Origin of the sequence: Pseudomonas sp. PA-4-8C, from assembly GCF_021606625.1 — a bacterium.
GTDB lineage: Bacteria > Pseudomonadota > Gammaproteobacteria > Pseudomonadales > Pseudomonadaceae > Aquipseudomonas > Aquipseudomonas lactis.
The window spans coordinates 1-26,306 of sequence record NZ_WKCD01000030.1 but is presented as its reverse complement, the minus strand read 5'-3'; the positions used below and the strand labels follow the sequence as shown (position 1 = coordinate 26,306).

Sequence of the window (26,306 nt, the reverse complement as noted above, 5' to 3'; positions counted from 1 at the left end):
CTCAGGCCAGCAAGCCCATGGACTTGGCCCGCGCGACTGCCTGGGTACGACGCTCCACGCCGAGCTTGCTGTTGATGTGGCTGGCGTGGGTCTTCACCGTGTGCAGGGAGATGAACAGCTGATTGCTGATTTCCTGGTTTGAACAGCCTTGGGCAATCAGTTGCAGCACCGCCAGCTCTCGGGTGCTCAGGGTTTCCTGTTGAGGTGAGGCTTCAACCGCAATGACTTGGGGCAGCAGCGCCAGCAAGCTCTGGTTGAGCAGCCCATGGGAGTCCTTGCCCAGTTGCTCGCGCATCCACTGGGGGTAACCCTCCAACACGCGTTGAAACGGCTGCAACGCACCGCCCGAGCCGGCTTGCAGGGCACGGGCCAATACCGGCCTGGCCTTAGCCTCCTGGCCATTCTCCAGAAGCAACTGCACCTGCTGGACCAGCGCCATCAGGGCAATCATCTGGCGCCCGCTGTCATGGGCCTGCTGGGCCAGCGCTTCGAGGCGTTGCAGCGCAATGTCGGGTTGATGGCGAGTGGCATCGAGCGCGGCTTGTTGCAGCTCGATATGTTGCGGCAGGTGCGGATGAAACTCGGGGGCGGCCGCGGCGTGCTCGCCGTTGTAGGTCTGCCCCAGGCGGGCCAGCCAGGCGTCGGCCAGGTCAGTGCGACCCTGGGCCAGCCACAGCTCGCATTTGATCAGGGTGATCATCGCCAGGTAATAGATCGGCGGCACATCCCAGATGTGCATCAAGCGCTCGGCCTCGGCCAGTTCGGCAAAGGCATTGGCAAACTCCCCACGCCGCCCTTCGAAACTGGCGATGACACAGTGCCCGATCAGCACACTGATATCGCGGCAGGCGCGGGCCTCGGCCAGGCCGGCGCGCAAACGCGCAAGGCCGGCTTCGGGCTGGTAACGCACCAACAGCAGGTAACCTTCGTAAAGCGACAACCGTGCGCGCACGGCATACAGGCGCAGGGGTGCCAGCCCATGCAGGCGTTCCAGGCCTTGGCGAACTTCATCCAGAGAACGCAGGATCTCACCCCGCGACTGCAACACCCGCGCTCGGTCGTAATGGGCCAAGGCCTCAAACAAGGGGTTACCGACGCGCTGCGCCAGTTCCAGAGATTCGCGGTTCAGGCCACGGGCGCGCCACAGGTCGGCATCGGCGATTGCCAGGTTGGACAGAGTCGAGAGGCACACCAGGCGCTGGCCGTAACGCTTTTGCGGCAGGCTTTCCAACGCCTCTTGGCAATAGCGCTGGGTCAGCTCACGGTCTCCGCGCCCACGGGCAATGATCCCGCTCAGCGCCAACCATTGGGCCAACATGGATTTTTGCGCGGTGGCCGATGGCGCCGGCAGGAAGCGGCTGAGGTAACTGGACAGTTCCTGCGCCGCATCCAGTTGGCATGCGAGCCCCAGCGCCCAGCTGTACAGCACGATCAAACGCGGCGTGCTGATCAGCAAGCTGTCGGGCAGGTCCATCTTCCAGCGCAGCAGCATGCCGATGTTCTGCTCTGCCAGCAGTTGCTCTTCGGACAGGTTCTGCACCAGGTTCGCCGCCACATCCAGGTGCCCGGCCCGCAGCGCCTGCTCCACCGCCTCGTCGATCAAGCCCTGGGCGTTAAACCAGCGACAAGCGCGCAAGTGCAAGCTGGCCGGCGGCAAGGTGGCACTCTTCTCGCGGCGGGGGCGCAGCAGATCGGAGAACAAATGGTGATAACGGTACCAATGGCCTTGCTCATCCAACGGCACCAGAAACACTTGATGAGCCTGCAGATAACGCAGGATTTCTGCGCTGTCATGGGCCTCTCGGATGGCGTCGCACAGTTCGCTGCAAAAGCGCTCCTGCGGTGCGGTGTCGTACAGGAACGCTTGCACTTCTGCGGGAAGGCAGTCGATGACTTCTTCGAGCAGGTAATCGCGAATCAGCCCTTCGCCACCGTGCAGGCTTTGGGGCAAGGCGCCCTCACTGCCCGCTTCGGAGGCCGCCAACAGCCAGAAGCGCAGGCCGGCGACCCAGCCCTCGCTACGGCGGATCAGGTTTTCCAACGCCTCACCGCGCAACGCATTGCCGTGTCCATCCAGCACCGCCAGGGATTCATCGTGAGTCAGGCGCAGGTCTTGCTCATGCAGTTCCAACAGGTGCCGCGACAGGCGCAGGCGTGCCAGGTGCCAGTCCGGACGCTGCCGGCTGGTGACCAGCACCACCAGTCCATCAGGCAAATGGTTGAGGAAAAATTGCAGGCAGCGATCCAGCACCGGGCCCTGGGCCAGGTGATAGTCATCCAGCACCAGCAATAACGGCGAACGCGCAGACAGGTGCATGGCCAGCTCGTCGAGCAGGCCATCGAGCCATTCTTCGAAGGCAAAGGGTTGGTGACGCTGGCGCATTTTCAGCAAGCCCATGGATTGGGCGCCGAGTTGCGGGAAATACTGTTGCAAGCCGTCGAGCAGCCGCTCCAGGAAACGGCCGGGGTCACTGTCTCTTGGGCTCAGGCCCAACCACAGGCTTTGCCACTGAGCTGGCAAGCCCTGGCAAAACTCCACCGCCAACGAACTCTTGCCAAACCCAGCAGGCGCGCTGACCAGCAACAGTCGCCCCTCCAGGCCCGCATTCAGCCGTTCGCACAGGCGTGGGCGCAGCACGTAGCCGTCAGGCAGCGGCGGCCTGTAGAAGCGGCCTTCCAGGGTCGGCATCACCACACTGGCAGGCCCATGGGTTCGGGACAGATCAGTCATCGCCGGGCTCTTGTAGAAGGCTGTTGTCGGCATTGCAGATGTCTGCAGACTAGCGGTAAAAGCGGCGGGATTGTAGATCTTTGCAACAAATGGCTGAAAAAGAACTGCGACAAAAAATATCTCTTCCAGCCACCAAGAAAGAAGTAGGAGCGAGCTTGCTCGCGAAGGGCTCAAAAACAACGCGCCCATTCAGGATGGGCGCGTGAGGCGTGACGCAGAGCGTCACAGGAAGCGCTCCCACGCAGAGCGTGGGAGCGATCATTAGCAGAGGTTAGCGAACACCGTCCTGGCGCAGGGCCGCTGGGGTGAAGTCGCTGGTGCTGGCGGTGAAGCCAAAGTCATAGGCCTGCTTCTCTTCGTTCTTCATGCCCAAGGCCAGGTAGCGGCCGGACTGCAGGTCGTAGAGGGTTTCCAGGGCGTACCACGGCACTTGCTTGTCGTAGTAGTTCTCGGCATGGGCTTCGGCGACACGCCACAGTTGGCCACGACCGTCGTAGTGGTCGATCACCGCGGCTTGCCAGGTGTCTTCGTCAATGTAGAAGTCACGCTTGGCGTAAATGTGGCGCTGGCCTTCCTTCAAGGTGGCGACCACGTGCCAGACACGGCGCAGCTCGTAGCGAGCCAGGTCCTGGTTGATGTGGCCAGCCTTGATGATGTCGGCGTACTTGAGCTTGGGATCGTCGACCTTGTAGCTGTTGGAGGCGATGTAGATTTCTTTCTTGCCTTCCAGCTTCCAGTCGTAGCGGTCCGGCGCACCGTTGTACATGTCGAGGTTGTCGGAAGTGCGCAGGCCATCGGCGGCGGTGCCCGGCCCGTCATAGGAGACTTGGGGCGCCCGACGCACGCGGCGCTGACCGGCGTTGTAGACCCAGGCCGACCGCGGTTCTTTGACCTGGTCCAGGGTTTCGTGCACGAGCAGTACACCACCGGCCAGGCGCGCTGGCGCAGTCACTTGCTGCTTGAAGTAGAACAGCACGTTGCCTGGGTTTTTCGGATCGAAGTCCTTCATCTTGTCGCGGAACACGAACTGGTCGCGGAAATACACCAGGCTGTAGGAACCGTTGGTTTGCGGGGTGGCCTGGGTGACCAGGCGGGTGACGCTGCCGCCGCGGTAACGGGTGATGTGGTTCCAGATCACTTCAACGCCGCTCTTGGGAATCGGGAACGGGACGGCGGTTTCGAAGTTTTCCAGGCCGTTGCCGCCGGACACCAGGTTGGTGGTGGTGGCGTTTTTCTTGATCGAGGCAAACACCTCAGCCGGCACGGTGGCACCGCGATGGGTCGGGTACACCGGCATCTTGAAGCTGTCAGGGTAACGCTTGAACATCGCGTATTGCCCGGGCGCCAGCTTGTCTTTGTATTGCTCGACGTTCTGCGCGGTGATGGTGAACTGCGGTTGCTCGCTGGCATACGGGTTGGCGAGGAAACCACGGGCGTCGACTGCGCCGGCATTGGTGGGCAATGGCGACCATTTTGGAATGGTGCCAGCCGCGTTACCCGCCATCTCGGCGCCCATCGGGGTCAGGGTCGTGCCGAGCTTGGCGGCTTCATCTGCCGAGACTGCCGCCATGACGTTACTCGCCAGGATCGACAGCCCAAGCACACCCACGTGCAACAGACTTTTTGTTATTTTCATGCTCTGGTCTTCCTGAATACATGCCACTTGAAAAGAGTGTGCTTAGAAGTTGGCGCCGAAGCTCAAGGCGACAAAGTCGCGGTCATCCACGGTGCTGAACTTGCCACCAAAGAAGTTGGTGTACGCCAGGCTCGCGGTGTAGGTGTTCTGGTATTCGGCATCCAGGCCCAGGCTGACCGCCTTGCGACCTTCTTCAAAGTTGCCGCCAGGGCCTGGCGAGTAACCTTTGACGTCATGGGACCAGGCCACGTTGGGCTTGAGGTTCACGCCCGCGAACACATCCGGGTATTCCCAGATGGCACGGGCACGGTAGCCCCAGGACGTTGCGGTGGTGTAACCGTCGTTATTGCAGTTGGTGTTCAGGCCGGCAGCGTTGGGCAAGCCGGCGCCGTTGGCGGTGGAGTTGTTGAGGGCGTTGCAGAACCCACCTGGCAACGTGCCTGGGCCGAACACTGGGTCGCGGCCGTAACGAGCCTGGGATTTGCTTTCCAGGCCGCCCACGTGGGTCACGCCGATTTCACCGACGGTGGTGAGGCGGCTGGCGCCCATGACCTGGTCGAAGAAGTGCGTGAAGGTGGTCTGGAACTGGGTGACTTCCTTGCGGTTGTAGCCGTGCAGGTCCTGGCCCGGCGTGCCCTTGAGCACGGACGCATTGCCAAAGCCTGGGATCGGCGTGACACCGGCGAACAGAATGTCAGTGGTGCTCAACTGCACCGGCGCATTCGGACGGTAGCTCAACTCACCGCTCCAGGCGGTGCCGGTAGGCAAGGTGGTGGAGAAGCTCAGGCCGTAGAGGCGGATATCTTCCGGGTACTCGACGAAGTAATTCGAGCTGCCCGCCACGATCAACGGCCGCAAGGCTCCCAGTGGCCCCAGCGGACGCGTGTAGGCCGCCGATGGCGCGCCCTGTGCACTGAAGATCGGCGCACGGCTATGGTAGTTCATGAAATACGCGCCGAACTCAGTATCCAGCGGTTCGAAGTTGTAGCGCATGGCCACGCCGAACTGGCCGCTGTCGCGTGCATCACGGTCCGGCCCACGGCGCACCAGCACGCCTTCGCTGTTGACGTCCACACCCAAGGCACCCAGGGTCGGCAGGGCGGCGGCAGGAATGGTGGAACGCTTGTTCAGTACCCGCAGGTTATTGCTGCAACCATCGGAGATCACGTCCGGCTGCGAGAAGAACGTGCCGCAGTTATCGGTCACGGTCTGGTCCCACTCCAGCTGGTAAAACGCCTCGGCCGACAGGTTGTCGGTGAGCGACTGGGACACGTAGAACATGTTCACCGGGATCAAGCCTTCCTTGATCTCGGCCCCCGGACGGCGAAACGCCGACACGTCGATCGGGTTGATGGAGTTGATGCCGCCACCGATGAAGGTACTTTCGCCCCAGCTCACCACCTGCTTACCAAAACGCACGGAACCCGGCGCATCGGCAATGGAATAGTTGTGGTAAACGAATGCATCGAGAATCTGCCCGCCCGAAGACTTGGCGCCCTCTTTGCGGTTGTTGTCGCTGATGTCCTTGAACGGACGGCTTTCGTCCTTGAGTTCGAAGTCGTACCAGTACTTGCCCCGCACAAACACACCGGTGTCGCCGTACTTCAGTTCCAGGTCGTGGATGCCCTTGAAGATCTTCGAGAAGGTCTCGCCGCGCTTGAAGTTCAGGTGGCCGTCATCGGAGGTCTGGGACAGGCCCTTGCCGCCGTTGTTGGCACCGATCAGGTCACGATTGGGTTTGGCTGTGGACCAGCTCGCCCCCACGGAAAGCGACGAGTCAAAGCTCCCTTCGATTTCACCAATGTTGAAACTGACGCCGAATGCCGGCCCGGCGAGCGTAGAAGCGAGGCTGACGGCCAGGGGCAGTCTTGCCCGGCGCCAGAACTGGTTTACTGAGGTCATCGACGCTACTCCATGTGCATATTTTATTGTTATGGCAGTGAGCCCTTTCTTCAGATGTAACGGCCGGGATACAACGATTCCAATGCCGCATCGCCACCGAGCCTCCATGGCTCGAAGCGCAACATCCGCGAAAAACTCTGAAAGGGACTATAGCCAGAGGGGGGTAGTGCTAAAGTGTGATTTGCATCACCAACCTGTCTGCCACAACCCTTTCGCCACGCCGACGAAGGTCGACGCGGGAAGGATGGCTGAAATTCGGCAAATCACAAGTAAAGGCTTGATATAGAGCATTGCCGCGCCCGAACGGGCGCGGCGAGAGGGCTTAGAGCGTGGACAGGAACGTGCTGTTGTTGGCCTGCCATTCGATGATGTCGACACGGATACGTTTCTTGTCGAGCTTGCCGACACTGGTCTTGGGAATTTCAGTAACAACGGCGATCTGGCTCGGGATCGCCCACTTGCTCAAATGGCCCAGCTCGACAAAAGGCTTGAGGTGTTCCTTGAGCTCTCGCGCATCGATCACATGACCTTCACGCACCACCAACAGCGCGAAGGGACGCTCGCCCCATTGCGGATCGGCAATGCCTACCACCGCCACTTCCCGCACCGCCGGGTGGCGGCTGACCAGGTCTTCCAGAGCCAGGGAAGAGATCCATTCGCCGCCGGTCTTGATCACATCCTTGATGCGGTCGCGGATATCAATCACGCCGAAGGCATCCAGCGTGGCCACATCACCGGTGTGCAACCAACCACCGGCCCAGAGTTCGGTGCCCTTTTGCGGTTCTTTGTAGTAACCCTCGGTCAGCCACGGCGCGCGCAGCACCAGTTCGCCCTGGGTTTCGCCATCGGCGGGCAGGAAATGACCGTCAGTGTCCATGATTGCCGCCTCAACCAACGGGCCCGGCACACCGGCCTTGATGCGGTAGGTGGTGCGCTCATCTTCGCTGCCGGCCATCAACTCATCATTGAGGTGAGCGCAAGACACCAGCGGCCCGGTCTCGGACATGCCATACGCGGCGGTCAGTTGAATGCCCCGAGCCTTGGCGGCTTCGTACAGCGAACGGTTGAGGGCGCTGCCGCCGATGACGATTTTCCAACCGCCGAAATCCACGTTCTGCGCAGCCTTGGCGTTGAGCACCATTTGCAGGATAGTCGGCACACAGTGGGAGAACGTCACCTTCTCCTTGCGCCACAGTTCTACCAGGTATTCCGGGTCGTAGCGGCCGGGGTACACCTGCTTGAGCCCGAGCATGGTCGCCACATACGGCAAGCCCCAGGCGTGTACGTGGAACATCGGCGTGATCGGCATGTACACGTCGTTGGTGCCCAGCAGCCGCACGCTGTCGACGCTGCCCATGATGGTCGCCACGCCAATGGTGTGCAGCACCAGTTGCCGATGGGTGAAGTACACACCTTTGGGGTTACCGGTGGTGCCGGTGGTGTAGAACGTGGTGGCGACCGAGTTTTCGTCAAAATCCTCGAAGTCATAGCTGGGGCTGGCGGCGGCCAGGAGGGTTTCGTACTCACCGACAAGATTGGGTAGCTCGGCGGTGTGGGTGTCACCATCGGTAATCAACAAGGTCTTGTCGACGGTAGTGAGCTGCCCGGCAATCGCCTGGTAGAGCCCCACGAACTCACTGTTGACCAGCACAAAGCGGTCTTCGGCGTGGTTCATGGTGTACAGAATCTGCTCCGGCGACAGCCGCACGTTAATGGTGTGAATCACCGCGCCAATCATCGGGATGGCGAACATGCACTCCAAGTAACGGTGGCTGTCCCAGTCCATCACCGCCACGGTATCACCGGCCTTGACCCCGGCTTCAGTCAGCACATTGGCCAGGCGCGCAACGCGCTCGATCAGCGTCGGGTAGCTGTAGCGCAGCTTGTCGCGATAGATAATTTCCCGGGTCTTCTCGTAGCGAGTCCCGGACATCAACAGGCGCTTGATCAACAGCGGATATTGGTACGCACCTTCGGCGGGCGGGATAACACGGGTCTGCAACATAAGAATCCCTTTAATGACTGCACGGTCTTGGCTTGAAGACCTGCACTGTAGAGCGCTTATGTTTCAGCCAAATCAGCCAAAGGAATGATTTGCAGGGGCCAGCAAATGCTAGCGTTACGCCATTATCCGGACGTCATTGCGTTCCAGCAATCGACGGTAACCACGATGCGAAGCGAGCCGCTCTTGATCTTGATCTGCTTTTGATCTCAAGCGCCCCGTCAAACCACGCTGGCCGGAATTCGACAGGGATTTGGGGGGTAAACCGGCAGGGATGCCGGTTTAGCCGCCCCGCGCCATGGATGGCGCGTGGCGGCGGCCCCCCAAATCACTGGCGGATTACGGGCACACCGAGCCTAGGCGAGGTGCCGAGTGGTGGGGCAAGAGCGTTTTGCTTACTTTTGCGCTTTTCAAAAGTGAGCCGCTGTCAGAGCGGAACCCTAAGCGGCCGTTACCGCAGCAATGGATATGTACACAATCCAACCGTGTTGACTGCCAGCCCGCCTTCGCGAGCAAGCCCGCTCCCACAGTTGGATCGTTAGGGTGTCAGGTAGGTAGGTGTCGGCTGTCAGGCCGACATCGCAGGCAAGCCAGCTCCCACATTTTGTCCCTGCCCGCTTGAGTGAACGCGCTTACTTCATGCTGGTGAAGGCCAACTTCACCCCAATGGCAATCAACACCGCGCCCATGGCCCGATCAAACCAATGCCCCATCCGCGCAAACCCCGCGCGTACACGCTGCTGGCTGAACAGCATGGCCACCAGGCAAAACCACAACGCCGTCGCCACCGCCAGGTACACCCCATAACCGGCCTGCACCGCCAATGGTGTGTGGGGGTTGATCACCACGGTAAACAACGACAGGAAAAACAACGTGGCCTTGGGGTTCAAGCCATTGGTCACAAAGCCTGCGGTAAACGCGCCGCGTGGAGTGCGCTCGCCCGCTTCACGGTGCAGCTCGCCCTCGGCCGCAGGCTTGGCCGGCTGGGCGCGCAGGGCCTTGAAGCCGATGTACAGCAGGTACGCCGCTGCAGCCCACTTCAACGCATTGAACAGCACGATGGACTGGGACACGATCAAGCCAATACCCAGCAACGAGTAACCCACATGCAGGAAAATTGCCGAACCGACGCCCAGTGCCGTCCATGTGCCGGCACGGCGGCCGTGGGTCACACTTTCACGCACCACCACGGCGAAATCCGGGCCGGGGCTGGCCACCGCCAGCAAGTGAATCAAGGCTACGGTCAAAAACTCGGCGACGTACATGCTCACTCCATTAAGTAACTGATTATTTCATCTGATAGGCTCGGCAGATTACGCCTTCGAACCTCGTCGCAAAAGGTACAGTTGATCATGAACAATCGCCGCGCCGTCTTCCTCGACCACCCTTCCCTGGACTTGGGCGACCTCGACCTCAGCGGTTTGCATGACTGCTTCAGCCAGTTGCAGTTGTTTGAACAGACCACGCCAGAAAATGTGCTGGAGCGCTTGCAAGGCGCCCAAGTCGCCATCAGCAATAAAATCCCGCTCACGGCCCACACCCTGGCCGCCTGCCCCGAGCTCAAGCTGATCCTGGTGTCGGCCACCGGCACCAACAATATCGACCTTGAAGCCGCCCGCGCCCACGGCATCACTGTGAGCAACTGCCAGGGCTATGGCACGCCGTCGGTGGCCCAGCACACGATCATGCTGTTGCTCAACCTCGCCACGCGCTTGAAGGACTACCAACAGGATGTAGCCGCGGGCAAATGGCAGCAGGCCAAACAGTTTTGCCTGCTGGACCATCCGATCGTCGAACTGGAAGGCAAAACCCTCGGCCTGCTCGGCCACGGTGAACTGGGCAGTGCCGTGGCACGCCTGGCTGAAGCGTTTGGCATGCGTGTGGTGCTCGGCGCGATACCTGGGCGCCCTGCCCGCGCCGACCGTGTGCCGCTGGATCAATTGCTGACCCAGGCCGATGCGCTGACCCTGCATTGCCCACTCAACGAGCACACCCGCGACTTTATCGGCGCTCGTGAACTGGCGTTGCTCAAACCCGGCGCGTTTATCGTCAACACCGCACGCGGCGGCTTGATCAATGAACAGGCCCTAGCCGACGCACTGCGCAGTGGTCATCTGGGCGGCGCGGCGACTGATGTGCTGAGCGTCGAGCCACCCGTCAATGGCAATCCGCTGCTGGCTGGGGGCATTCCACGGTTGATCGTCACACCCCACAACGCCTGGGGCAGCCGCGAAGCGCGGCAGCGCATCGTCGGCCAACTCACGGAAAACGCCCTGGGCTTTTTCAGCGGCGCCCCGCTGCGCGTCGTCAGTTGATAAACTGCGCCCCTTTTCAAGGAGCAGACTATGGATCCGCGCAGTGAAGTACTGCTTCGCCAGGCCGAACTTTTTCAAGGCAACCTGCTGCTCGTGGGTTTGCCTGCGGACGATTTGCTTGGGCGCCTGCCCAACGCCCACGGCTGGTGCTGGCATGCCGGTGACCAGGCGGCGCTCGATGCGCGCTTCGCCGAACGCAGCCAGTTTGGCGTGACAGTGCCCGAGCGCGCCTTTGATGCGGCGGTGATTTTCCTGCCCAAGTCCAAAGACCTCACCGACTACCTGCTCAATGCCGTGGCTGCGCGCCTGCCGGGCGCCGAGCTGTTTCTGGTGGGCGAGAAAAAGGGCGGTATCGAAAGCGCCGCCAAACAGATGGCTCCGTTCGGCAAACCGCGCAAGCTCGATAGCGCACGGCATTGCCAGTTGTGGCAGGTCACCGTCGCCAACGCGCCGCAAGCCGTGGCGCTTGAGAGCCTGGCGCAGGTCTTCGACGTACCGCTGGCCGAAGGCCCGCTGAAGGTCGTGAGCTTGCCAGGTGTGTTCAGCCATGGGCGCCTGGACCGCGGCACCGAGTTGTTGCTGGAGCACTTGGACAAGCTGCCCAGCGGCAACCTGCTCGACTTTGGTTGCGGCGCGGGGGTGCTGGGTGCTGCGGTCAAACGCCGCTACCCGCATAACACCGTGACGATGCTGGACGTGGATGCCTTCGCCGCCGCCAGCAGTCGTCTGACTTTGGCAGCGAACGGCCTGGAAGCCGAGGTATTGACCGGTGACGGAATCGACGCGGCGCCCATGGGTTTGAACGCGATTTTGAGCAACCCGCCGTTCCATGTCGGCGTGCACACCGATTATTTCGCCACGGAGAACCTGCTGCGAAAAGCGGCGAAACACCTGGCAAAAGGTGGCGAACTTCGCCTGGTTGCCAATAGCTTCCTGAAGTATCAACCACTGATCGAAGAGCATTTGGGCATCTGCGCAATCAAGGCCGAAGGCAATGGTTTTCGCATTTACCGTGCCAAGCGCCCCTGAGGGAGGTTTGAAAAAGAACGCTTGCCGAATGGGTTTTGCCTAGGCAGAATCCGCAGCGTCCTAGGGGAGTAGTCTCCCACGAGCGCCATGCTCGTCCGGCATACGTCAACATACTTGGTCAGCAGACCATGGCGTATGCGACCCAGGAGTCCGCACAGACGGACCGGGGTTTGACAAGACCTATGACACGCACACCTTACCCGGGGCGGGAAGGCTGTACGTGTCATAGCCGTGTCGACCCGCCCCTGGAAACTACCTGATGCTGGATTCACTACTCGTTCCTACCGCAATCGTTGCCTTGGCCGAAATCGGCGACAAGACGCAACTGCTCGCACTCATCCTTGCCGCACGCTTTCGCAAACCCTGGCCGATCATCGCCGGCATTGTCGCCGCGACCCTGGCCAACCATGCGGCGGCCGGTGCCGTGGGCGCCTGGTTCGGGAGTTTCTTCTCGGATGCGGTGCTGCACTGGATCCTCGCCGCAAGCTTCTGCGCCACAGCGCTGTGGACCCTGGTGCCGGACAAACTCGATGATGACGAAGCCAGTACTACCCGTAAGTTCGGGCCCTTCCTGACCACCTTGATTGCGTTCTTCCTCGCCGAAATCGGCGACAAGACCCAGATCGCCACGGTGATGCTGGCGGCGCAATACCCGGAATTGTGGCTGGTGATTATCGGTACCACCCTGGGCATGCTGATTGCCAACGTACCGGTGGTGCTGGCGGGGAATTTTGCCGCGGAGAAACTGCCGCTGACCTTGATTCGTCGCTTGGCGGCTACGGCGTTCTTCGTGCTGGCGGTTATTGCGGTGTACAAGGCCATGCAAAGCAGCGGCTGGATCTAAGCCCTGATGCCTGTAGGAGCGAGCTTGCTCGCGAAAAACTCACCGGCGCCGCGTTTATTCAGGCAACACGCGTTATCGCTGACGTTTCTCGCGAGCAAGCTCGCTCCTACACGCCGTCGATCAGGACTTCTTGGCCTGCTGGTAGAGCGGCATCACCTTCGGAATCGCCGCCTGCAACGACGCGATGCGGCTGTCGGAAGCCGGGTGTGTGCTCATGAATTCCGGTGGTGCGCCTTCCGAAGCCTTGGCCATCTTGTTCCACAACGTGATGGCCGCGTTGGGGTTGTAGCCAGCGCGGGCGGCCAGTTCCAGGCCGATCAGGTCGGCTTCGTTTTCATTGCTGCGGCTGTTGGGCAAGGTCATGCCGTAGTTGGCCACGGTATCGGCCAGTGCCAGGCTGTCCTGGCCGAGACCGAATATTGCCCCGGCGCCCTGCTTGGCCATCTGGATACCGTAAGCCTTGGACATGGCTTCGCGGCCGTGTTCACGCAAGGCGTGGGCGATTTCATGGCCCATTACCGCAGCCAGTTCGTCATCGGTGAGCTTGAGGTTGTCGATCAAGCCGCTGTACACCAAGATCTTGCCGCCAGGCCCGCAGTTGGCGTTCATCTCATCGCTTTTGATCAGGTTCACGTCCCAGTTCCACTGGGCGGCATCCGCGCGGAAAGTCGGCGCCTGGGCGATCAGGCGCTTGGCAATGGCCTGCACGCGCTTGGCGTTGGCGCTGCTCTTGTCCAGCACCCCTTTGCTGCTGGCTTCACCCAGGGTCTGCTGATAAGACTGGGCATACATCTGGTCGACTTCCTGACTCGACAGCATGCTGAACATGTACTGCTTGCGCTCTACCCCAACGGCGCCGCCGCTGGTGGTATTGACCGACTGACAACCCGCCAGCAGCATCGCTGCAACCAAACCGCTTACCACCAATGACTTCTTCATGAACACGCTCCCTGAAAACATGGCGCGTATCGTAGGCGGTCATTTGTATCTGCGCCAGATACACCAGACGTTTAACCGCTGAATTTCAGATACATCCGAACGTGGAACGACTGACAAAGCTCACGCCGGGGTCAGGCATTCCGGCCCGTTGAGCTTCGGATCGTTGACCATATTGGCCAGTACCCGCTCGCGCAACGCAGCAGGCTCAGCCGCCAGCATGCCCTGCAGCACATGAAGCGGTGTCGCGGGGTCGAGCCAGGCGGCCTGCCCTGCCGCGTCCAGGATCAATGGGCGCCGCTGACTCTGTGCCGCCTGGGTGACCACGGCCGTGCTCAGCCATACCTGCTCCTGCACCGGATACGCTTCCCAGATCGCGGCAAAGAATAGCGTTGAGCCCTCCCCCGGTGTGAGCCAGTACGGGCGCTTGCGCTGGGTGCCGCGCCATTCATAAAAGCCATTGGCGGGCAGCAGGCAACGGCGCTGGCGGAATGCTTCTCGGAACATCGGCTGTTCGGCCAGGGTTTCGGCGCGGGCGTGAGCCGGGGTGCGCGACAGGTCGGTGAGCCAGGGCGGCGTCAGCCCCCAGCGGGCACGCGCCAGGGTGAGCTGGCCCTCGCTCAGGCGCTGGATCAGCACCGAATCATTGGGGGAAATGTTCCACTGGGCCTGCTGATCGGCGGGGAAGCCGGGCAAGGCAGCAAAGGCAGGGTTCCAGCGAAACAGGGCATAACGTCCACACATGGGGCAACACGACTCTTGGGGTAAACCGACCGACAGCCTAACAGACCAATACGTCGGGAAAGCTGTCGGGTTCGTCGCCGGGCAACGGTTGTGCGCCGATATAGGCAGTGATCAGCTCGCGGGCGCTGGCGGCCTGGTCATTGTCGACCTCCAGCCCCAGCAAGCCGAATATCGGCAACTCGCCCGTGCCGCCGAGCAGGTGGCGCCCCACCAAATGCGCCTCGATGCCTTCACTGGCAAGCATCTGCTGCAGCAGCTCGCCCTCCATGAGGTTTTCCGGTTCGTAGATTCGCTGCATGGGCGTACCTGTTATTCATTTTCGCTGCGGGTTTCAAGCATCCACTCTTCACCATGAACTTGCAGGTCGAACGTGATCGGCCGGCAACACACTTGGCAGTCTTCTATATAGGTCTGGTCCCCGCCAGACAAATCCACTGTTGTCTCGACCGCTTCGCCACAATAAGGACAATCGTACATCGCAGTTTCCAGCATCGCAGTCTCCAAGGTGACTTGTGCGTATAATCGCCGGTCTATTTACAGGGCTATTTCCGGCAGAGCCAGTTTACTCACGCCGCCCCTGCTATTTCCTTTACTTACCCTAGCCGTTTCTAACAAGAGAGCATGATGGGCGAATTCGATACCATCCGACCTTACAACGACAGCGAAGTCCCGGCAGTGCTGGCGCGTCTGTTCAGTGACAAGGCCTTTCTGGACATCCTGACCCACTTCCGCTTCCCGCGCTTTGCCGGCGCCCTGGGCTGGCTGCTCAAGCCGATGATCGCGCGCAAACTGCGCCGCGAGTTCGCGGGCGTCACCACCGTGGCCACGCTGCAGGACAAAGTCGAGTACTACGTCGACCACACCATCGACCGGGCGACCGACGGCGTGACCTATACCGGCGTCGAGCAGCTCAAATCCGGTACCGCCTACCTGTTTCTGGCCAACCACCGCGACATCGTGATGGACCCGGCCTTCGTCAACTATGCCGTATACCACGCCGGCCTGCCGACGCCACGCATCGCCATCGGTGACAACCTGCTGCAAAAGCCGTTTGTCAGCGACCTGATGCGCCTGAACAAGAGCTTCATCGTGCACCGTTCGATCACCGGGCGAAAGGAGAAGATGGCGGCTTACAACCTGCTGTCGGCCTACATCAACCATTCGATCCGCAACGACTGCCAGTCGATCTGGATCGCCCAGGCTGAAGGCCGGGCCAAGGATGGCGATGATCGTACCGAATCGGCGATCCTCAAGATGTTCCACGTCAGCCGCAAGGACGAGCCGTTCGCCGAAGTCATCCAGTCGTTGAACCTGACGCCGGTGTCCATCAGCTACGAGTACGACCCTTGCGATGCCGCCAAGGCCCGCGAGCTGTATATCCGCGCCACCACCGGTACCTACAGCAAGGCACCGGGCGAGGACGATGTGAGCATTGCCCTGGGCATTACCGGCTATAAAGGCCGGGTGCACGTGAACTTTGCGCCGCCGATCACCGAGCGCTTTGAAGACACCAAGCTGCTGGCGGCAGAAATGGACCGGCAGATCCTGGGCGGCTATCGCTTGTTCCCGGTGCACTACCTGGCGTACGCGCAGTGGAGTGATGCCGACCCGCAACTGCAGGTGCCCAAGGCCGCGGACGTGTTCCCGGCCGATGAGCTGGCCAAGGCCAAGGCGGAATGGGAGCGGCGCTTGAACGATTGCTCGGCGGAGCACCGGCCTTACCTGGTGGTGCAGTATGCGACGCCGGTACGCAACCAATACCGAGTCAAGGCTGGGATCCCCCTGTAACAGTGAGCCCACAGGGGATATGTGGCAGGCGCTGATTCTGCAGGCAGTACATGGCCAGTGTGGGAGCTGGCTTGCCTGCGATAGCGGTGGTTCAGTTAAAGATCCAGTGGCTGATACACCGCCTTCGCGGGCAAGCCCGCTCCCACATTTGACTTGCAGTAGCCTTAAAAGCGAGTGCTGAGCCAGGAGATGGCCAGGGCCAGGCCAAGGCAGGCGAACCCGACGCGGTACGCCAGGCGATGCGCCCGTTCGGTGCGCGTATCCAGAAACAGCATCGGCTGGTCGATAGCGCGCTCTTCGCTGCGCAGGGCCAGGTCGGCCATCGCACGCTGTGCATGCAGGCGGGCGATGAACAGCACCCAGGCGCCCGAGCAGGCAACCAACAGGGCAACAATATTAATGAGCAGTGCGGGCAGCGCCATCGCAAACCTCGGTGAACCAGTGTTCGGGTATCAGTCCAGATACACACCTGAACGACAGTCGCCTCCTGCGCCTTTAATGCTCCTTCCCCATGGACGGCTAATGTATCCAGTAATTTACGCCGTCACCTGAACGTCACCTTAACAAGCCACTCTGTTGCCCTTCGACGCTTGAGGAGCTTGTCATGTTGCATGCGCAAAACCAGGATCGGCTGTACCTGATCGCCCAGAGCGAGGAACAGGAGGCGCTGATCGGCAGCCTCGCGTTCAACGTTCAGGACCGCCATTGGCTGGTGTATTGCGCCCTCGGCGGACACCAGCATGCCGACCTGCCGGAGCTGGACTTGCTCACCGGCGTGAGCATGCTGGACTTTTATGTCGATACGGCGGCATGACCAAACTACAGGCACAAAAAAACCGGGCTCAGTGATGAGCCCGGTTTTTTTTATAAGCGGCTTATTGCGCGCTGAGCAGTTGACCGATGCTTGGGTCCTTGAACAGGCGGGTCAAGGCATCGCTGAGCACGTCGCTGACCAGCTTGGTGTTGGTTTCCTGGTTGGGAGACATGCCGAAACGCTGGTTGAGCGAGGCAGCGTAGCGGCCACTGTAGCGGCGAGTACCGGCGCTGACGTCAGACTTGAAGGTGGCGCCGATGGAAGCCTCGGTCACGTACAGGCCGTCTTTGGGCGACTGGTATTTCAGCTCGGCCAGGGTCACGGTCAGTTGCGGCACGCCTGGCGAGTTGGTCGGCGTAAAGCCCAACAAGCGCACAGCAGCTTCAGCCTGGGCCTGCAACTTGGGCAGCACATCCTGGCCGTTCACCGAAATCAGCGCGGTCTCAGGGTACAGGCCGCCACGTGAACCCAGGGTTGGCGACGGGCGACCGTCGACCACGCGCACCGACACCGGCTGGCCGTGGCCTACCGCAGCCAACGGCGCAGTGACTTTAGGTTGCGGGCTGAGTTGTTGCGGGCTGTTGGCGCAGCCGACAAGGGTCAAACTGGTCACAGTGATCAAACCGAACAACAGGCGTTGCAACATCGCATTTCTCCAGGACTAGGTGCAGACAGGTCGCCAGTATAACGGTGCACGAGCGCCACTCACCAGCGATCCTGAACGGCGGCTGAAGCCGCTGTGCAAATTACAAATTCGCATAAATTCGTCACCCCAGTGTCATGCCACACTGGCAATCTTCAAGCATGTAACACACCAGGTACACAGCCATGCGCCTTCTCAAGACCCTGTTCATGTCGCACGCCCGTCATCGCCACTTTGCCCTACTCGACGCCCACGGTCATTGCCTGGCCTTCAAGCAGTGCAGCCTGCCGCCCGTCGGTGAAGGCTGGGTGGAAGTGACCGAGACTCACCTGGGCTGGATGCACCGCCCACTGCCCGCCAGCGCCCGGGTCAGCCCGCAGGTTTTTCGCCCACGGCACCGGCAAGCGTTGGCCTCCTGACCGGCGCCCTAATAAAAGTCATAAAACACGCCCATTTCCCTGGCGTTCTTCGCTACAATCTCCCCCCGATTATAAGGACGTCTCCTGATCGGGCCTCGCAGCATCGTTAATGCCCAGGCATTAGCCCCCAAATCGCCCACAGAGAGCCGCCCACACAGATCGAGTGAAGCTGGCGTGCTTGCTGTTTCCTTTGCAAACCACCCCGTCTTTTATCGAATCTGCCAGAGCTGCCATTGCGCTCGGCCACTTGAGTTGTTTGCCCGTTTTGCCGCGTGTCGGCAGAGATTTGCGGGCCAGGTGCCAGGCTGGGGCAGCCCTTTTTTGAGGTTCACGTCTTCAAAAGAGCGTGAAAAAACGGGTTTTCACAACTTCACAAGAGTGTGGCGAGCAAATGAATAGTTTGGCGTTTGTACAAGCACCATCAGCGTCTGGAACAGCCCAATTACACAGGACCGAGCACGCCTCAAAAACCGGAGCTTGAGCCTGTCCGCTACGGATTGGTTGCACGAATCGCACGCTTTGACCATAAGTCGAATTGCCACAGGCGCCCATGAATGCGTTCATAGGCAGATTAGCCCGGCAGGAAGCGTGTGCTGAAGTTGCAAAGAATTGCGAATCGGACATGGCGATCCTGGCCATGGGTAACCTGGGGCAACACGTGAACCGCCCCGTCACTCCTGGCAGCCATGCCGACAATTTGGTGCTGCAGATTTTGGAGACGCGTTAAATGGCGCATAACGAAGCAGTCGACGTAGTACTGGTAGGGGCCGGCATCATGAGTGCCACCCTGGCCGTACTGCTCAAAGAGCTCGACCCCGGCCTCACGCTGGAAGTCGTTGAGCTGATGGATTCGGGTGCCGCGGAGAGTTCCAACCCGTGGAACAACGCCGGTACCGGCCACGCGGGGCTGTGTGAGCTGAACTACACGCCGCAGGCCGCCGATGGCTCCATCGACATCAAGAAAGCCGTGCACATCAACACCCAGTTCGAGGTGTCGAAGCAGTTCTGGGCTTACCTGACCAAGAAGGGCACCTTTGGCTCGTCCAAGTCGTTCATCAGCCCGGTGCCGCACCTGAGCTTCGTGCAGGGCGACAAAGGCGTGTCCTTCCTCAAGAAGCGCTTTGAGACCCTCAGCCAGCACCACGCGTTTTCGGACATGCACTACACCGAAGACCGCAGCGAAATGGCCGAGTGGATGCCGCTGATGATGCCGGGCCGCCCGCTCGACGAAAAAATCGCCGCCACCCGCGTGATGAACGGCACCGACGTCAACTTTGGCGCCCTGACCAACCAACTGCTCGGCCACCTGACCAGTTCGCCAGACGCCCAGGTCAAGTACTGCAAGCGCGTGACCGGCCTCAAGCGCAACGGCGCGGGCTGGACCGTGAGCATCAAGGACGTCAACAGCGGCAACAGCCGTGACGTCGATGCCAAGTTTGTGTTCCTCGGCGCTGGCGGTGCGGCGCTGCCGTTGCTGCAGGCCTCGGGCATCGAAGAAAGCAAAGGCTTCGGCGGCTTCCCGGTGAGCGGCCAGTGGCTGCGTTGCGACAACCCGGAAGTGGTCAAGCAGCACCAGGCCAAGGTCTACAGCCAGGCAGCCGTGGGCTCGCCACCGATGTCCGTGCCACACCTGGACACCCGCGTGGTGGATGGCAAGAAATCCCTGCTGTTCGGGCCATACGCCGGCTTCACCACCAAGTTCCTCAAGCACGGCTCGTTCCTTGACCTGCCGATGTCGATTCGCGCCGGCAATATCGGCCCGATGCTGGCCGTGGCCCGCGACAACATGGACCTGACCAAATACCTGGTCAGCGAAGTGCGCCAGTCCATGGAACAGCGCCTGGAATCCCTGCGCCGCTTCTACCCCGAGGCGAAAGCCGAAGACTGGCGCCTGGAAGTGGCCGGCCAGCGCGTGCAGATCATCAAGAAAGACCCGAAGAAAGGCGGCGTGCTGCAATTCGGCACCGAGTTGGTCGCAGCCAAGGACGGTTCGCTTGCGGCGCTGTTGGGTGCCTCCCCAGGCGCCTCGGTGACCGTCTCGATCATGCTGGAGTTGATCGAGCGTTGCTTCCCGCAGAAAGCTGCCGGTGAATGGGCCACCAAGCTGCACGAGATCTTCCCGGCGCGCGAGAAAGTACTGGAGACGGACGCCGAGCTGTATCGCAAGATCAACACGCAGAACAACATCAGCCTTGAGCTGGTGGACCCTGTAGGCGCGAGCTCGCTCGCGAAAAACGTCAACGATAACGCAGCGCAAGTGGATTAACGCAGCGCTCTCAGGCTCTTCGCGAGCAAGCTCGCTCCTACCGTTAAAAGCCAAACGCCCCGGTCTCTCATGAGGCCGGGGCGTTTTTTTTTGGCTCGGATAATCAGCCGCGGGCGTTGTCGATCAGCTCGATGTATTCGGCGGCGTTACGCTGGTCCTTGATCAGGTCAACGAAGGTCTGGCCATGCTCGTCCTTGCCATCCAGGTCCAGGCCTGCTTCTTTGAAAAAGCCCAGGAAACGCTCGAAGTCGTCGATACGCAGGCCGCGATAGGCCTTGATCAGTTTGTGCAGGGACGGCGACGTCGCATCAACCGGCTCGAAGTCCAGGAACAACTTGATCTGGTCGTCACCGATTTCGTCGCCAATCACCTGTTTCTTATCTTTACGCATTACCGACTCCAGCCTGCAGACATTTACACGGGGCTAGAAGTCTACCTGCGCGACGCCGGATGTGGGAGGGGGCTTACCCTAATACCTGTAGGAGCGAGCTTGCTCGCGAAAAACTCAAAGGCGCCGCATTTATTCAGGAAGCACGCGTTATCGTTGACGTTTTTCGCGAGCAAGCTCGCTCCTACGATTTCAATGTTCAGTCGAACTGGGCAAGCATCCAGCGGTGATACTCCGCCATCCCTTCTTCGCCTTCGCGGGGTGCCCAGTCGGCCAGCTCACCTTCACCGACAGCGCGGTAAGGGCCAGCCTTGCACTCAAACATGATGCTGTCCGGCTCAAGCACTACCAGGCCATGGAACACGCCGGGCGACAGGTCGACGCCCTGGCATTCCCCGCCCGCTTGCAACACACGCGTGCTCAACACCTCACCTGTCTCGCTGAAAATCAGGATACCCAGGCGCCCTTTGAGCACCAGCAAGGTCTCAGCCTTATCGGCGCTCAGGTGACGGTGAGGCTGCACATAGGTGCTGGGCTGCAAACCCACCGCCATGCGATGACAAGGCTCTTGCATCTCATGGAAGTTAACGTTTTGACGGCCACGGGGATTGGCGGCCGCTTTCTCGGCCAACTCGGCAAACAGCGTCTGATCAAGAAAGCGGGCCATCGATTACATTCCTTTAACGGCGTAGATGCCATTGGCGTTACGCCAGTAGCCCTTGTAGTCCATGCCATACCCGAAGATATAACGGTCGACGCACGGCAACCCGACAAAGTCGGCTTTCAGCTCTGGGCGGGCCTTGCGGTCGTGGTCTTTGTCGATCAACACAGCAGTGTGCACTTTGCGTGCGCCGGCATGTTTGCAGAAGTCGATGATCGCACCCAGGGTGTGACCTTCATCGAGGATGTCATCGATGATCAGCACATCGCGGTCGATGAACGACACTTCCGGCTTGGCCTTCCAGAACAAGTCGCCACCGCTGGTCTCATTGCGATAGCGGGTGGCGTGCAGGTAAGAGGCTTCCAGCGGGAACTGCAGGTGAGTGAGCAATTTACCGGCGAAGATCAGGCCACCGTTCATCACGCAGAAAACCACCGGGTTGGTGTCGGCCATTTCGCGGGTGATGTGCGCGCCGACCTTGGCGATCGCTGCTTCGACTTGCGCTTCGGTGTACAGGCAGTCAGCCTCGTGCATGATTTGACGGATATGCTCGAGATCAGCAGACATGGCGCTCTCCAAGGGGGTGCTGTGGCAAGAAAAGCGGGCGAAGGTACGCTTCTCGTGCGCTCCAATCAAGCCTTTATGGACTAACGTACTTGATGTCTATAGGACAACACCCTCGGATAGATTAATCTAGGCCGGTTTTTTTGCCCGCCGCCGGAGCCTTTCCTATGCCCACTCGCGAGATCCGCCACCCGCTGATCCGACACAAACTCGGCCTTATGCGCCGTGCCGACATTAGCACGAAGAACTTCCGTGAGCTTGCTCAGGAAGTCGGAGCGTTGCTCACTTACGAAGCCACCAAGGATTTGCCCCTGGAAACCTACGAGATCCCCGGTTGGGCCGGCCCCGTACAGGTGGAGAAAATCGCCGGTAAGAAAATTACCGTCGTCCCTATCCTGCGCGCCGGTATCGGCATGCTTGAAGGTGTACTCAGCCTGATTCCGGGCGCCAAGGTCAGCGCCGTGGGCGTGGCCCGCAATGAAGAAACACTGCAGGCCCACACCTACCTGGAAAAACTCGTCCCGGAAATCAACGAACGCCTGGCCATGATCATCGACCCGATGCTCGCCACCGGCAGTTCCATGGTTGCCACCATCGACCTGCTGAAAAAAGCCGGTTGCCGGGACATCCGAGCCATGGTGCTGGTGGCCGCGCCCGAGGGCATCGCCGCCGTCGAGAAGGCCCACCCGGATGTACAGATCTACACCGCGTCCATCGATGAGCGCCTGAACGAACACGGCTACATCATCCCGGGCCTGGGCGATGCCGGTGACAAGATCTTCGGCACCAAGCAGAAGGACGCGTGAGCATGCAGGATGAATTCAACGACCCGCTTTGGCGCCAGATCCTGTCTGGCGCACAAATGCTCTTCGTAGCATTTGGCGCGTTGGTGTTGATGCCGCTGATCACAGGTCTTGATCCAAACGTCGCGCTGTTTACCGCAGGCCTGGGCACGTTGCTGTTCCAGGTGGTGACAGGGCGGCAGGTGCCGGTGTTTCTGGCATCGAGCTTCGCGTTCATCACTCCGATCATTCTCGCCAAGGGCCAGTTCGGCCTGGCGGCGACCATGGGCGGCGTGATGGCGGCGGGTTTCGTCTATACGTTCCTGGGCCTGGCCGTGAAGGTCAAGGGCACCGGTTTTATCGACCGGCTGCTGCCGCCCGTGGTCATCGGCCCGGTGATCATCTCGATCGGCCTGGCCATGGCGCCGATTGCCGCCAACATGGCCATGGGCAAGTCCGGCGACGGTGCCGAGTTGATCCATTACCAAACGGCGATGCTGATCTCGATGCCAGCGCTGCTTACCACTTTGATCGTGGCGGTGTTCGGCAAGGGCATTTTCCGCCTGGTGCCGATCATCTCCGGCGTGCTGGTGGGCTTTGCCATGTCGTTCTACTTTGGTGTGGTCGACACGGCTAAGATCGCCGCCGCACCGTGGTTCGCCCTGCCCCACTTCACCGCGCCGGAGTTCAACTGGCAGGCGATCCTGTTTATCGTCCCGGTGGCCCTGGCCCCGGCGATCGAGCATATCGGTGGTGTGATTGCGGTAGGCAGCGTGACCGGCCGCGATTACCTGAAAAAGCCTGGCCTGCACCGCACGCTGCTGGGTGACGGTATCGCCACCACGGCTGCCGGTATGTTTGGCGGCCCGCCGAACACCACCTACGCCGAAGTGACCGGCGCCGTGATGCTGACCAAGAACTACAACCCGAAAATCATGACCTGGGCAGCAGTGTTTGCCATCAGCCTGGCGTTCATCGGCAAGTTCGGCGCGCTGCTGCAGAGCATCCCCGTGCCGGTGATGGGCGGGATTCTGTGCCTGCTGTTCGGCTCGATTGCTGCGGTGGGGATGAACACGCTGATTCGCCACAAGATCGACTTGGGCGAGGCGCGCAACCTGGTGATTGTGTCGGTCACCCTGGTGTTCGGGATTGGCGGTGTGCTGGTGGGTACCGGCACCGGCCCGGATGATTTCGGCCTCAAGGGCATTGCCCTGTGTGCGGTGGTAGCGATTGGCTTGAACTTGCTGCTGCCGGGCAATGATGGCTGGAAGAACAAGAAGCCGGATGAGCCGTTGATCTAAGCCTTCCAGTTTTCTGGTGTAGCTGATGGCCTCATCGCGGGCAAGCCCGGCTCCCACAGGGAAATGCGTTTTCCTGTGGGAGCCGGGCTTGCCCGCGATGAGGCCCTTACAGCCTGTAAAGAATTAGAGCTTGCCGAGCCCGTCGATCAGCGCCTGGTTCTGCTCCGGCGTCCCGATGCTGATCCGCAGGAACTGGGCAATCCGCTCCTGCTTGAAGTGCCGCACAATCACCCCTTGCTCACGCAACTTGGCGGCTAGCCCTGCAGCGTCATGCCGCGGGTGACGCGCGAAGATGAAGTTCGCCGCCGACGGCAACACCTCAAACCCCTTGCTCTCTAATTGCGCGACGACCTGGTTGCGGCTGTCGATCACCCACTGAGTGGTCTTCTCGAAGTATTCACGGTCGTCAAACGCGGCCGCCGCGCCAACAATCGCCAACCGATCCAATGGGTAGGAGTTGAAGCTGTTCTTGACCCGCTCCAGCGCCTCGATCAGCTCTGGGTGGCCCACGGCCAGGCCCACACGCAAACCGGCCAGTGAGCGCGATTTGGACAGGGTCTGGGTCACCAGCAGGTTCGGGTAACGGTCCACCAGGCTGATGGCGGTTTCGCCACCGAAGTCGATATAGGCCTCGTCGACCACCACCACCGAATCCGGGCTGGCCTTGAGGATCTGCTCTACCGCGTCCAGCGCCAGTACGCAGCCGGTGGGCGCGTTCGGGTTGGGGAAGATGATCCCGCCGTTGGGCCTGGCGTAGTCAGCGACGCGAATCTGGAACTGCTCGTCCAATGCCACCGCGTCGAACGTGATGCCGTACAGGCCGCAGTACACCGGGTAGAAGCTGTAGCTGATATCCGGGAACAGCAACGGCAGATCGTGCTGGAACAGGCCGTGGAAGATGTGCGCCAGGACTTCATCGGAACCGTTGCCGAGGAACACCTTGCCGGCGTCGATCCCGTAATACCTGGCCACGGCCTGCTTGAGCAGGTCGCTGTTGGGGTCCGGGTACAGGCGCAAGTTGTCGTTCAACTCGGCCTGCATTGCCGCCAGCGCCTTGGGCGATGGGCCGTAGGGGTTTTCATTGGTGTTGAGCTTGACCAGCTTGGTCAGCTTCGGTTGCTCACCGGGCACGTAAGGCACCAGGTCCTTGACGAAAGGGCTCCAGAATTTGCTCATGCCTTACTCTCCCTTGACGATGCGGTATTCAGCGCTGCGTGCGTGCGCGCTGAGGGATTCACCACGGGCCAGCACCGAGGCGGTCTTGCCCAGCTCGGAAGCGCCTTGTGGCGAGCAGAAGATAATCGACGAGCGCTTCTGGAAGTCGTACACCCCCAGCGGCGACGAGAAACGTGCAGTGCCGGAGGTCGGCAACACGTGGTTAGGGCCGGCGCAGTAGTCGCCCAGGGCTTCGCTGGTGTGGCGGCCCATGAAGATCGCCCCGGCGTGACGGATCGACGGCAACCAGGCCTGTGGGTCCGCTACGGACAGCTCAAGATGCTCCGGTGCGATGCGGTTGGCCACTTCGATGGCCTGCTCCATGTCACGCACCAGAATCAGCGCACCACGGCCGTTGATCGACTTCTCGATGATCTCGGCACGCTCCATGGTCGGCAGCAGTTTATTGATGCTGACGGCGACCTTGTGGAGGAACTCGGCATCGGGGCTGACCAGGATCGCCTGGGCGTCTTCATCGTGCTCCGCCTGGGAGAACAGGTCCATGGCGATCCAGTCCGGGTCGGTCTGGCCGTCACACACCACAAGGATTTCCGAGGGGCCGGCGATCATGTCGATACCGACCTGGCCAAACACATGGCGCTTGGCGGTGGCGACGTAGATATTGCCAGGGCCAACCACCTTGTCGACCTTCGGCACGCTTTCGGTGCCATAGGCCAGTGCTGCGACGGCCTGGGCGCCACCGATGGTAAACACGCGGTCGACGCCGGCGATGCAGGCGGCAGCCAGCACCAGCTCATTGATTTCGCCACGGGGGGTCGGAACCACCATGACCACTTCGGTCACGCCGGCGACTTTGGCCGGGATGGCATTCATCAACACCGACGATGGATACGACGCTTTACCGCCCGGCACGTACAGGCCGGCGCGGTCCAGTGGCGTGACCTTCTGGCCCAGCACCGTGCCGTCGGCCTCGGTGTAGCTCCAGGAGTCCTGCTTCTGTTTTTCGTGGTAGCTGCGTACCCGCGCCGCTGCGACTTCCAGGGCTTCGCGCTGTGGCGCGGTGATGCGCGTCAGCGCCAGCTCCAGGCGTTCACGCGGCAGGATCAGGTCGGCCATGGACTTTACGTCCAAGCCGTCGAACTGGCGGGTGAAGTCCACCAGCGCCGCATCACCGCGTTCGCGCACGGCCTTGATGATGTCGAGCACCCGCTGGTTGACCGAGTCGTCAGACACGCTTTCCCAGCTCAGCAGATGATCCAGATGATGGGCGAAATCCGGGTCGGCAGCGTTGAGTCGGGCAATTGCAGTGGACGTGGTCATAGCGAGGGCCTCAATAGAATTGGCAAAAACTCAGGCGCCCTAAAC

General features: G+C 60.9%; 25 protein-coding genes and 1 riboswitch. Of the genes, 9 read left to right on the top strand and 16 right to left on the bottom strand.

Features of this window, described 5'->3' with window-relative positions:
* Position 1 precedes the first annotated feature (1 nt).
* The 5 genes from GIW04_RS08060 to GIW04_RS08040 form a co-directional block, all read right to left on the bottom strand.
* A complete protein-coding gene (locus GIW04_RS08060; protein WP_236478957.1) occupies positions 2 to 2,731 on the bottom strand; it encodes a LuxR C-terminal-related transcriptional regulator in 2,730 nt (909 codons plus the stop codon).
* Between the two features lie 271 nt (positions 2,732 to 3,002).
* Entirely contained in the window at positions 3,003 to 4,367 is a 1,365-nt protein-coding gene (locus GIW04_RS08055) for a DUF1329 domain-containing protein (RefSeq protein WP_003188642.1), read from the bottom strand.
* A gap of 42 nt (positions 4,368 to 4,409) precedes the next feature.
* Positions 4,410 to 6,269 carry a DUF1302 domain-containing protein gene (locus GIW04_RS08050; protein ID WP_003188640.1) on the bottom strand — a complete coding sequence of 620 codons (1,860 nt, stop codon included), beginning with the start codon at positions 6,267 to 6,269 and terminating at the stop codon, positions 4,410 to 4,412.
* Positions 6,270 to 6,591: 322 nt separating this feature from the next.
* The gene (locus tag GIW04_RS08045) at positions 6,592 to 8,274 is read right to left on the bottom strand and encodes a fatty acid--CoA ligase (RefSeq protein ID WP_003188638.1); all 1,683 of its coding nucleotides are present in this window, start codon (positions 8,272 to 8,274) and stop codon (positions 6,592 to 6,594) included.
* A gap of 629 nt (positions 8,275 to 8,903) precedes the next feature.
* The gene (locus GIW04_RS08040; protein ID WP_056789671.1) at positions 8,904 to 9,536 is read right to left on the bottom strand and encodes a LysE family translocator; all 633 of its coding nucleotides are present in this window, start codon (positions 9,534 to 9,536) and stop codon (positions 8,904 to 8,906) included.
* Between the two features lie 84 nt (positions 9,537 to 9,620).
* On the opposite strand from GIW04_RS08040, the gene GIW04_RS08035 reads away from it, so the two are divergent.
* The 3 genes from GIW04_RS08035 to GIW04_RS08025 all read left to right on the top strand — a co-directional run bounded on the left by GIW04_RS08035 (position 9,621) and on the right by GIW04_RS08025 (position 12,459).
* Complete coding sequence (locus tag GIW04_RS08035) at positions 9,621 to 10,586, top strand: 2-hydroxyacid dehydrogenase (protein WP_032900979.1); 966 nt, start codon at positions 9,621 to 9,623, stop codon at positions 10,584 to 10,586.
* A 30-nt stretch (positions 10,587 to 10,616) separates the two neighbouring features.
* Entirely contained in the window at positions 10,617 to 11,615 is a 999-nt protein-coding gene (locus GIW04_RS08030) for a class I SAM-dependent methyltransferase (protein ID WP_034134882.1), read from the top strand.
* A gap of 50 nt (positions 11,616 to 11,665) precedes the next feature.
* Positions 11,666 to 11,787: riboswitch (yybP-ykoY riboswitch) on the top strand.
* 87 nt (positions 11,788 to 11,874) lie between these two features.
* Positions 11,875 to 12,459: a TMEM165/GDT1 family protein gene (locus GIW04_RS08025; RefSeq protein ID WP_003188631.1), complete on the top strand. Its 585-nt coding sequence runs from the start codon at positions 11,875 to 11,877 to the stop codon at positions 12,457 to 12,459.
* Positions 12,460 to 12,579: 120 nt separating this feature from the next.
* Here the strand turns inward: GIW04_RS08025 and GIW04_RS08020 are convergent, their stop codons facing one another.
* From GIW04_RS08020 to GIW04_RS08005, 4 genes are all read right to left on the bottom strand, one after another.
* Positions 12,580 to 13,398: a M48 family metallopeptidase gene (locus GIW04_RS08020; RefSeq protein WP_003188628.1), complete on the bottom strand. Its 819-nt coding sequence runs from the start codon at positions 13,396 to 13,398 to the stop codon at positions 12,580 to 12,582.
* Positions 13,399 to 13,518: 120 nt separating this feature from the next.
* A complete protein-coding gene (locus tag GIW04_RS08015; RefSeq protein ID WP_003188626.1) occupies positions 13,519 to 14,139 on the bottom strand; it encodes an SOS response-associated peptidase in 621 nt (206 codons plus the stop codon).
* A gap of 37 nt (positions 14,140 to 14,176) precedes the next feature.
* Entirely contained in the window at positions 14,177 to 14,437 is a 261-nt protein-coding gene (locus GIW04_RS08010; RefSeq protein WP_003188624.1) for a putative signal transducing protein, read from the bottom strand.
* Positions 14,438 to 14,448: 11 nt separating this feature from the next.
* The gene (locus tag GIW04_RS08005) at positions 14,449 to 14,631 is read right to left on the bottom strand and encodes a CPXCG motif-containing cysteine-rich protein (RefSeq protein WP_003188623.1); all 183 of its coding nucleotides are present in this window, start codon (positions 14,629 to 14,631) and stop codon (positions 14,449 to 14,451) included.
* A 132-nt stretch (positions 14,632 to 14,763) separates the two neighbouring features.
* Here GIW04_RS08005 and GIW04_RS08000 point away from each other — a divergent pair, with 132 nt between their 5' ends.
* Positions 14,764 to 15,927: a 1-acyl-sn-glycerol-3-phosphate acyltransferase gene (locus GIW04_RS08000; protein WP_236270645.1), complete on the top strand. Its 1,164-nt coding sequence runs from the start codon at positions 14,764 to 14,766 to the stop codon at positions 15,925 to 15,927.
* Between the two features lie 164 nt (positions 15,928 to 16,091).
* Here the strand turns inward: GIW04_RS08000 and GIW04_RS07995 are convergent, their stop codons facing one another.
* On the bottom strand, positions 16,092 to 16,349 hold the full coding sequence (locus GIW04_RS07995) for a hypothetical protein (protein ID WP_120248667.1): 258 nt from the start codon (positions 16,347 to 16,349) through the stop codon (positions 16,092 to 16,094).
* A 182-nt stretch (positions 16,350 to 16,531) separates the two neighbouring features.
* Between GIW04_RS07995 and GIW04_RS07990 the strand changes: the two genes are divergently transcribed.
* Positions 16,532 to 16,741, top strand: coding sequence for a hypothetical protein (locus tag GIW04_RS07990; protein WP_003188620.1), 210 nt, complete (start codon positions 16,532 to 16,534; stop codon positions 16,739 to 16,741).
* Between the two features lie 61 nt (positions 16,742 to 16,802).
* Here the strand turns inward: GIW04_RS07990 and GIW04_RS07985 are convergent, their stop codons facing one another.
* Positions 16,803 to 17,387, bottom strand: a complete 585-nt coding sequence (locus GIW04_RS07985) for a YajG family lipoprotein (RefSeq protein WP_003188618.1) — start codon at positions 17,385 to 17,387, stop codon at positions 16,803 to 16,805.
* Positions 17,388 to 17,569: 182 nt separating this feature from the next.
* Here GIW04_RS07985 and GIW04_RS07980 point away from each other — a divergent pair, with 182 nt between their 5' ends.
* Both GIW04_RS07980 and mqo read left to right on the top strand, forming a co-directional pair.
* Positions 17,570 to 17,803, top strand: a complete 234-nt coding sequence (locus tag GIW04_RS07980; protein WP_003188617.1) for a hypothetical protein — start codon at positions 17,570 to 17,572, stop codon at positions 17,801 to 17,803.
* Positions 17,804 to 18,530: 727 nt separating this feature from the next.
* Positions 18,531 to 20,069, top strand: a complete 1,539-nt coding sequence (mqo, locus tag GIW04_RS07975) for a malate dehydrogenase (quinone) (protein WP_034134879.1) — start codon at positions 18,531 to 18,533, stop codon at positions 20,067 to 20,069.
* Between the two features lie 103 nt (positions 20,070 to 20,172).
* On the opposite strand, the gene GIW04_RS07970 is transcribed toward mqo, so the two are convergent.
* The 3 genes from GIW04_RS07970 to GIW04_RS07960 form a co-directional block, all read right to left on the bottom strand.
* Positions 20,173 to 20,460: a PA4642 family protein gene (locus GIW04_RS07970; protein WP_003188614.1), complete on the bottom strand. Its 288-nt coding sequence runs from the start codon at positions 20,458 to 20,460 to the stop codon at positions 20,173 to 20,175.
* A gap of 196 nt (positions 20,461 to 20,656) precedes the next feature.
* Positions 20,657 to 21,124 carry a WbuC family cupin fold metalloprotein gene (locus GIW04_RS07965; RefSeq protein ID WP_094774462.1) on the bottom strand — a complete coding sequence of 156 codons (468 nt, stop codon included), beginning with the start codon at positions 21,122 to 21,124 and terminating at the stop codon, positions 20,657 to 20,659.
* Positions 21,125 to 21,127: 3 nt separating this feature from the next.
* Complete coding sequence (locus GIW04_RS07960) at positions 21,128 to 21,685, bottom strand: hypoxanthine-guanine phosphoribosyltransferase (protein WP_003188610.1); 558 nt, start codon at positions 21,683 to 21,685, stop codon at positions 21,128 to 21,130.
* A gap of 164 nt (positions 21,686 to 21,849) precedes the next feature.
* Here GIW04_RS07960 and upp point away from each other — a divergent pair, with 164 nt between their 5' ends.
* On the top strand, positions 21,850 to 22,488 hold the full coding sequence (gene upp / locus GIW04_RS07955; RefSeq protein WP_003188608.1) for a uracil phosphoribosyltransferase: 639 nt from the start codon (positions 21,850 to 21,852) through the stop codon (positions 22,486 to 22,488).
* 2 nt (positions 22,489 to 22,490) lie between these two features.
* Positions 22,491 to 23,765 carry a uracil-xanthine permease family protein gene (locus GIW04_RS07950; protein WP_057701581.1) on the top strand — a complete coding sequence of 425 codons (1,275 nt, stop codon included), beginning with the start codon at positions 22,491 to 22,493 and terminating at the stop codon, positions 23,763 to 23,765.
* 123 nt (positions 23,766 to 23,888) lie between these two features.
* On the opposite strand, the gene hisC is transcribed toward GIW04_RS07950, so the two are convergent.
* Positions 23,889 to 24,941, bottom strand: coding sequence for a histidinol-phosphate transaminase (hisC, locus tag GIW04_RS07945; protein WP_120248666.1), 1,053 nt, complete (start codon positions 24,939 to 24,941; stop codon positions 23,889 to 23,891).
* Positions 24,942 to 24,944: 3 nt separating this feature from the next.
* Complete coding sequence (gene hisD, locus GIW04_RS07940) at positions 24,945 to 26,261, bottom strand: histidinol dehydrogenase (RefSeq protein ID WP_120248665.1); 1,317 nt, start codon at positions 26,259 to 26,261, stop codon at positions 24,945 to 24,947.
* Between the last annotated feature and the right edge of the window lie 45 nt (positions 26,262 to 26,306).

Excerpts from the sequence above, each read along its gene's own strand:
- GIW04_RS08060 (WP_236478957.1), bottom strand. The coding sequence starts at position 2,731 with ATGACTGATCTGTCCCGAACCCATGGGCCTGCCAGTGTGGTGATGCCG.
- GIW04_RS08055 (WP_003188642.1), bottom strand. The coding sequence starts at position 4,367 with ATGAAAATAACAAAAAGTCTGTTGCACGTGGGTGTGCTTGGGCTGTCG.
- GIW04_RS08050 (WP_003188640.1), bottom strand. The coding sequence starts at position 6,269 with ATGACCTCAGTAAACCAGTTCTGGCGCCGGGCAAGACTGCCCCTGGCC.
- GIW04_RS08045 (WP_003188638.1), bottom strand. The coding sequence starts at position 8,274 with ATGTTGCAGACCCGTGTTATCCCGCCCGCCGAAGGTGCGTACCAATAT.
- GIW04_RS08040 (WP_056789671.1), bottom strand. The coding sequence starts at position 9,536 with ATGTACGTCGCCGAGTTTTTGACCGTAGCCTTGATTCACTTGCTGGCG.
- GIW04_RS08030 (WP_034134882.1), top strand. The coding sequence starts at position 10,617 with ATGGATCCGCGCAGTGAAGTACTGCTTCGCCAGGCCGAACTTTTTCAA.
- GIW04_RS08025 (WP_003188631.1), top strand. The coding sequence starts at position 11,875 with ATGCTGGATTCACTACTCGTTCCTACCGCAATCGTTGCCTTGGCCGAA.
- GIW04_RS08020 (WP_003188628.1), bottom strand. The coding sequence starts at position 13,398 with ATGAAGAAGTCATTGGTGGTAAGCGGTTTGGTTGCAGCGATGCTGCTG.
- GIW04_RS08015 (WP_003188626.1), bottom strand. The coding sequence starts at position 14,139 with ATGTGTGGACGTTATGCCCTGTTTCGCTGGAACCCTGCCTTTGCTGCC.
- GIW04_RS08010 (WP_003188624.1), bottom strand. The coding sequence starts at position 14,437 with ATGCAGCGAATCTACGAACCGGAAAACCTCATGGAGGGCGAGCTGCTG.
- GIW04_RS08005 (WP_003188623.1), bottom strand. The coding sequence starts at position 14,631 with ATGCTGGAAACTGCGATGTACGATTGTCCTTATTGTGGCGAAGCGGTC.
- GIW04_RS08000 (WP_236270645.1), top strand. The coding sequence starts at position 14,764 with ATGGGCGAATTCGATACCATCCGACCTTACAACGACAGCGAAGTCCCG.
- GIW04_RS07995 (WP_120248667.1), bottom strand. The coding sequence starts at position 16,349 with ATGGCGCTGCCCGCACTGCTCATTAATATTGTTGCCCTGTTGGTTGCC.
- GIW04_RS07990 (WP_003188620.1), top strand. The coding sequence starts at position 16,532 with ATGTTGCATGCGCAAAACCAGGATCGGCTGTACCTGATCGCCCAGAGC.
- GIW04_RS07985 (WP_003188618.1), bottom strand. The coding sequence starts at position 17,387 with ATGTTGCAACGCCTGTTGTTCGGTTTGATCACTGTGACCAGTTTGACC.
- GIW04_RS07980 (WP_003188617.1), top strand. The coding sequence starts at position 17,570 with ATGCGCCTTCTCAAGACCCTGTTCATGTCGCACGCCCGTCATCGCCAC.
- mqo (WP_034134879.1), top strand. The coding sequence starts at position 18,531 with ATGGCGCATAACGAAGCAGTCGACGTAGTACTGGTAGGGGCCGGCATC.
- GIW04_RS07970 (WP_003188614.1), bottom strand. The coding sequence starts at position 20,460 with ATGCGTAAAGATAAGAAACAGGTGATTGGCGACGAAATCGGTGACGAC.
- GIW04_RS07965 (WP_094774462.1), bottom strand. The coding sequence starts at position 21,124 with ATGGCCCGCTTTCTTGATCAGACGCTGTTTGCCGAGTTGGCCGAGAAA.
- GIW04_RS07960 (WP_003188610.1), bottom strand. The coding sequence starts at position 21,685 with ATGTCTGCTGATCTCGAGCATATCCGTCAAATCATGCACGAGGCTGAC.
- upp (WP_003188608.1), top strand. The coding sequence starts at position 21,850 with ATGCCCACTCGCGAGATCCGCCACCCGCTGATCCGACACAAACTCGGC.
- GIW04_RS07950 (WP_057701581.1), top strand. The coding sequence starts at position 22,491 with ATGCAGGATGAATTCAACGACCCGCTTTGGCGCCAGATCCTGTCTGGC.
- hisC (WP_120248666.1), bottom strand. The coding sequence starts at position 24,941 with ATGAGCAAATTCTGGAGCCCTTTCGTCAAGGACCTGGTGCCTTACGTG.
- hisD (WP_120248665.1), bottom strand. The coding sequence starts at position 26,261 with ATGACCACGTCCACTGCAATTGCCCGACTCAACGCTGCCGACCCGGAT.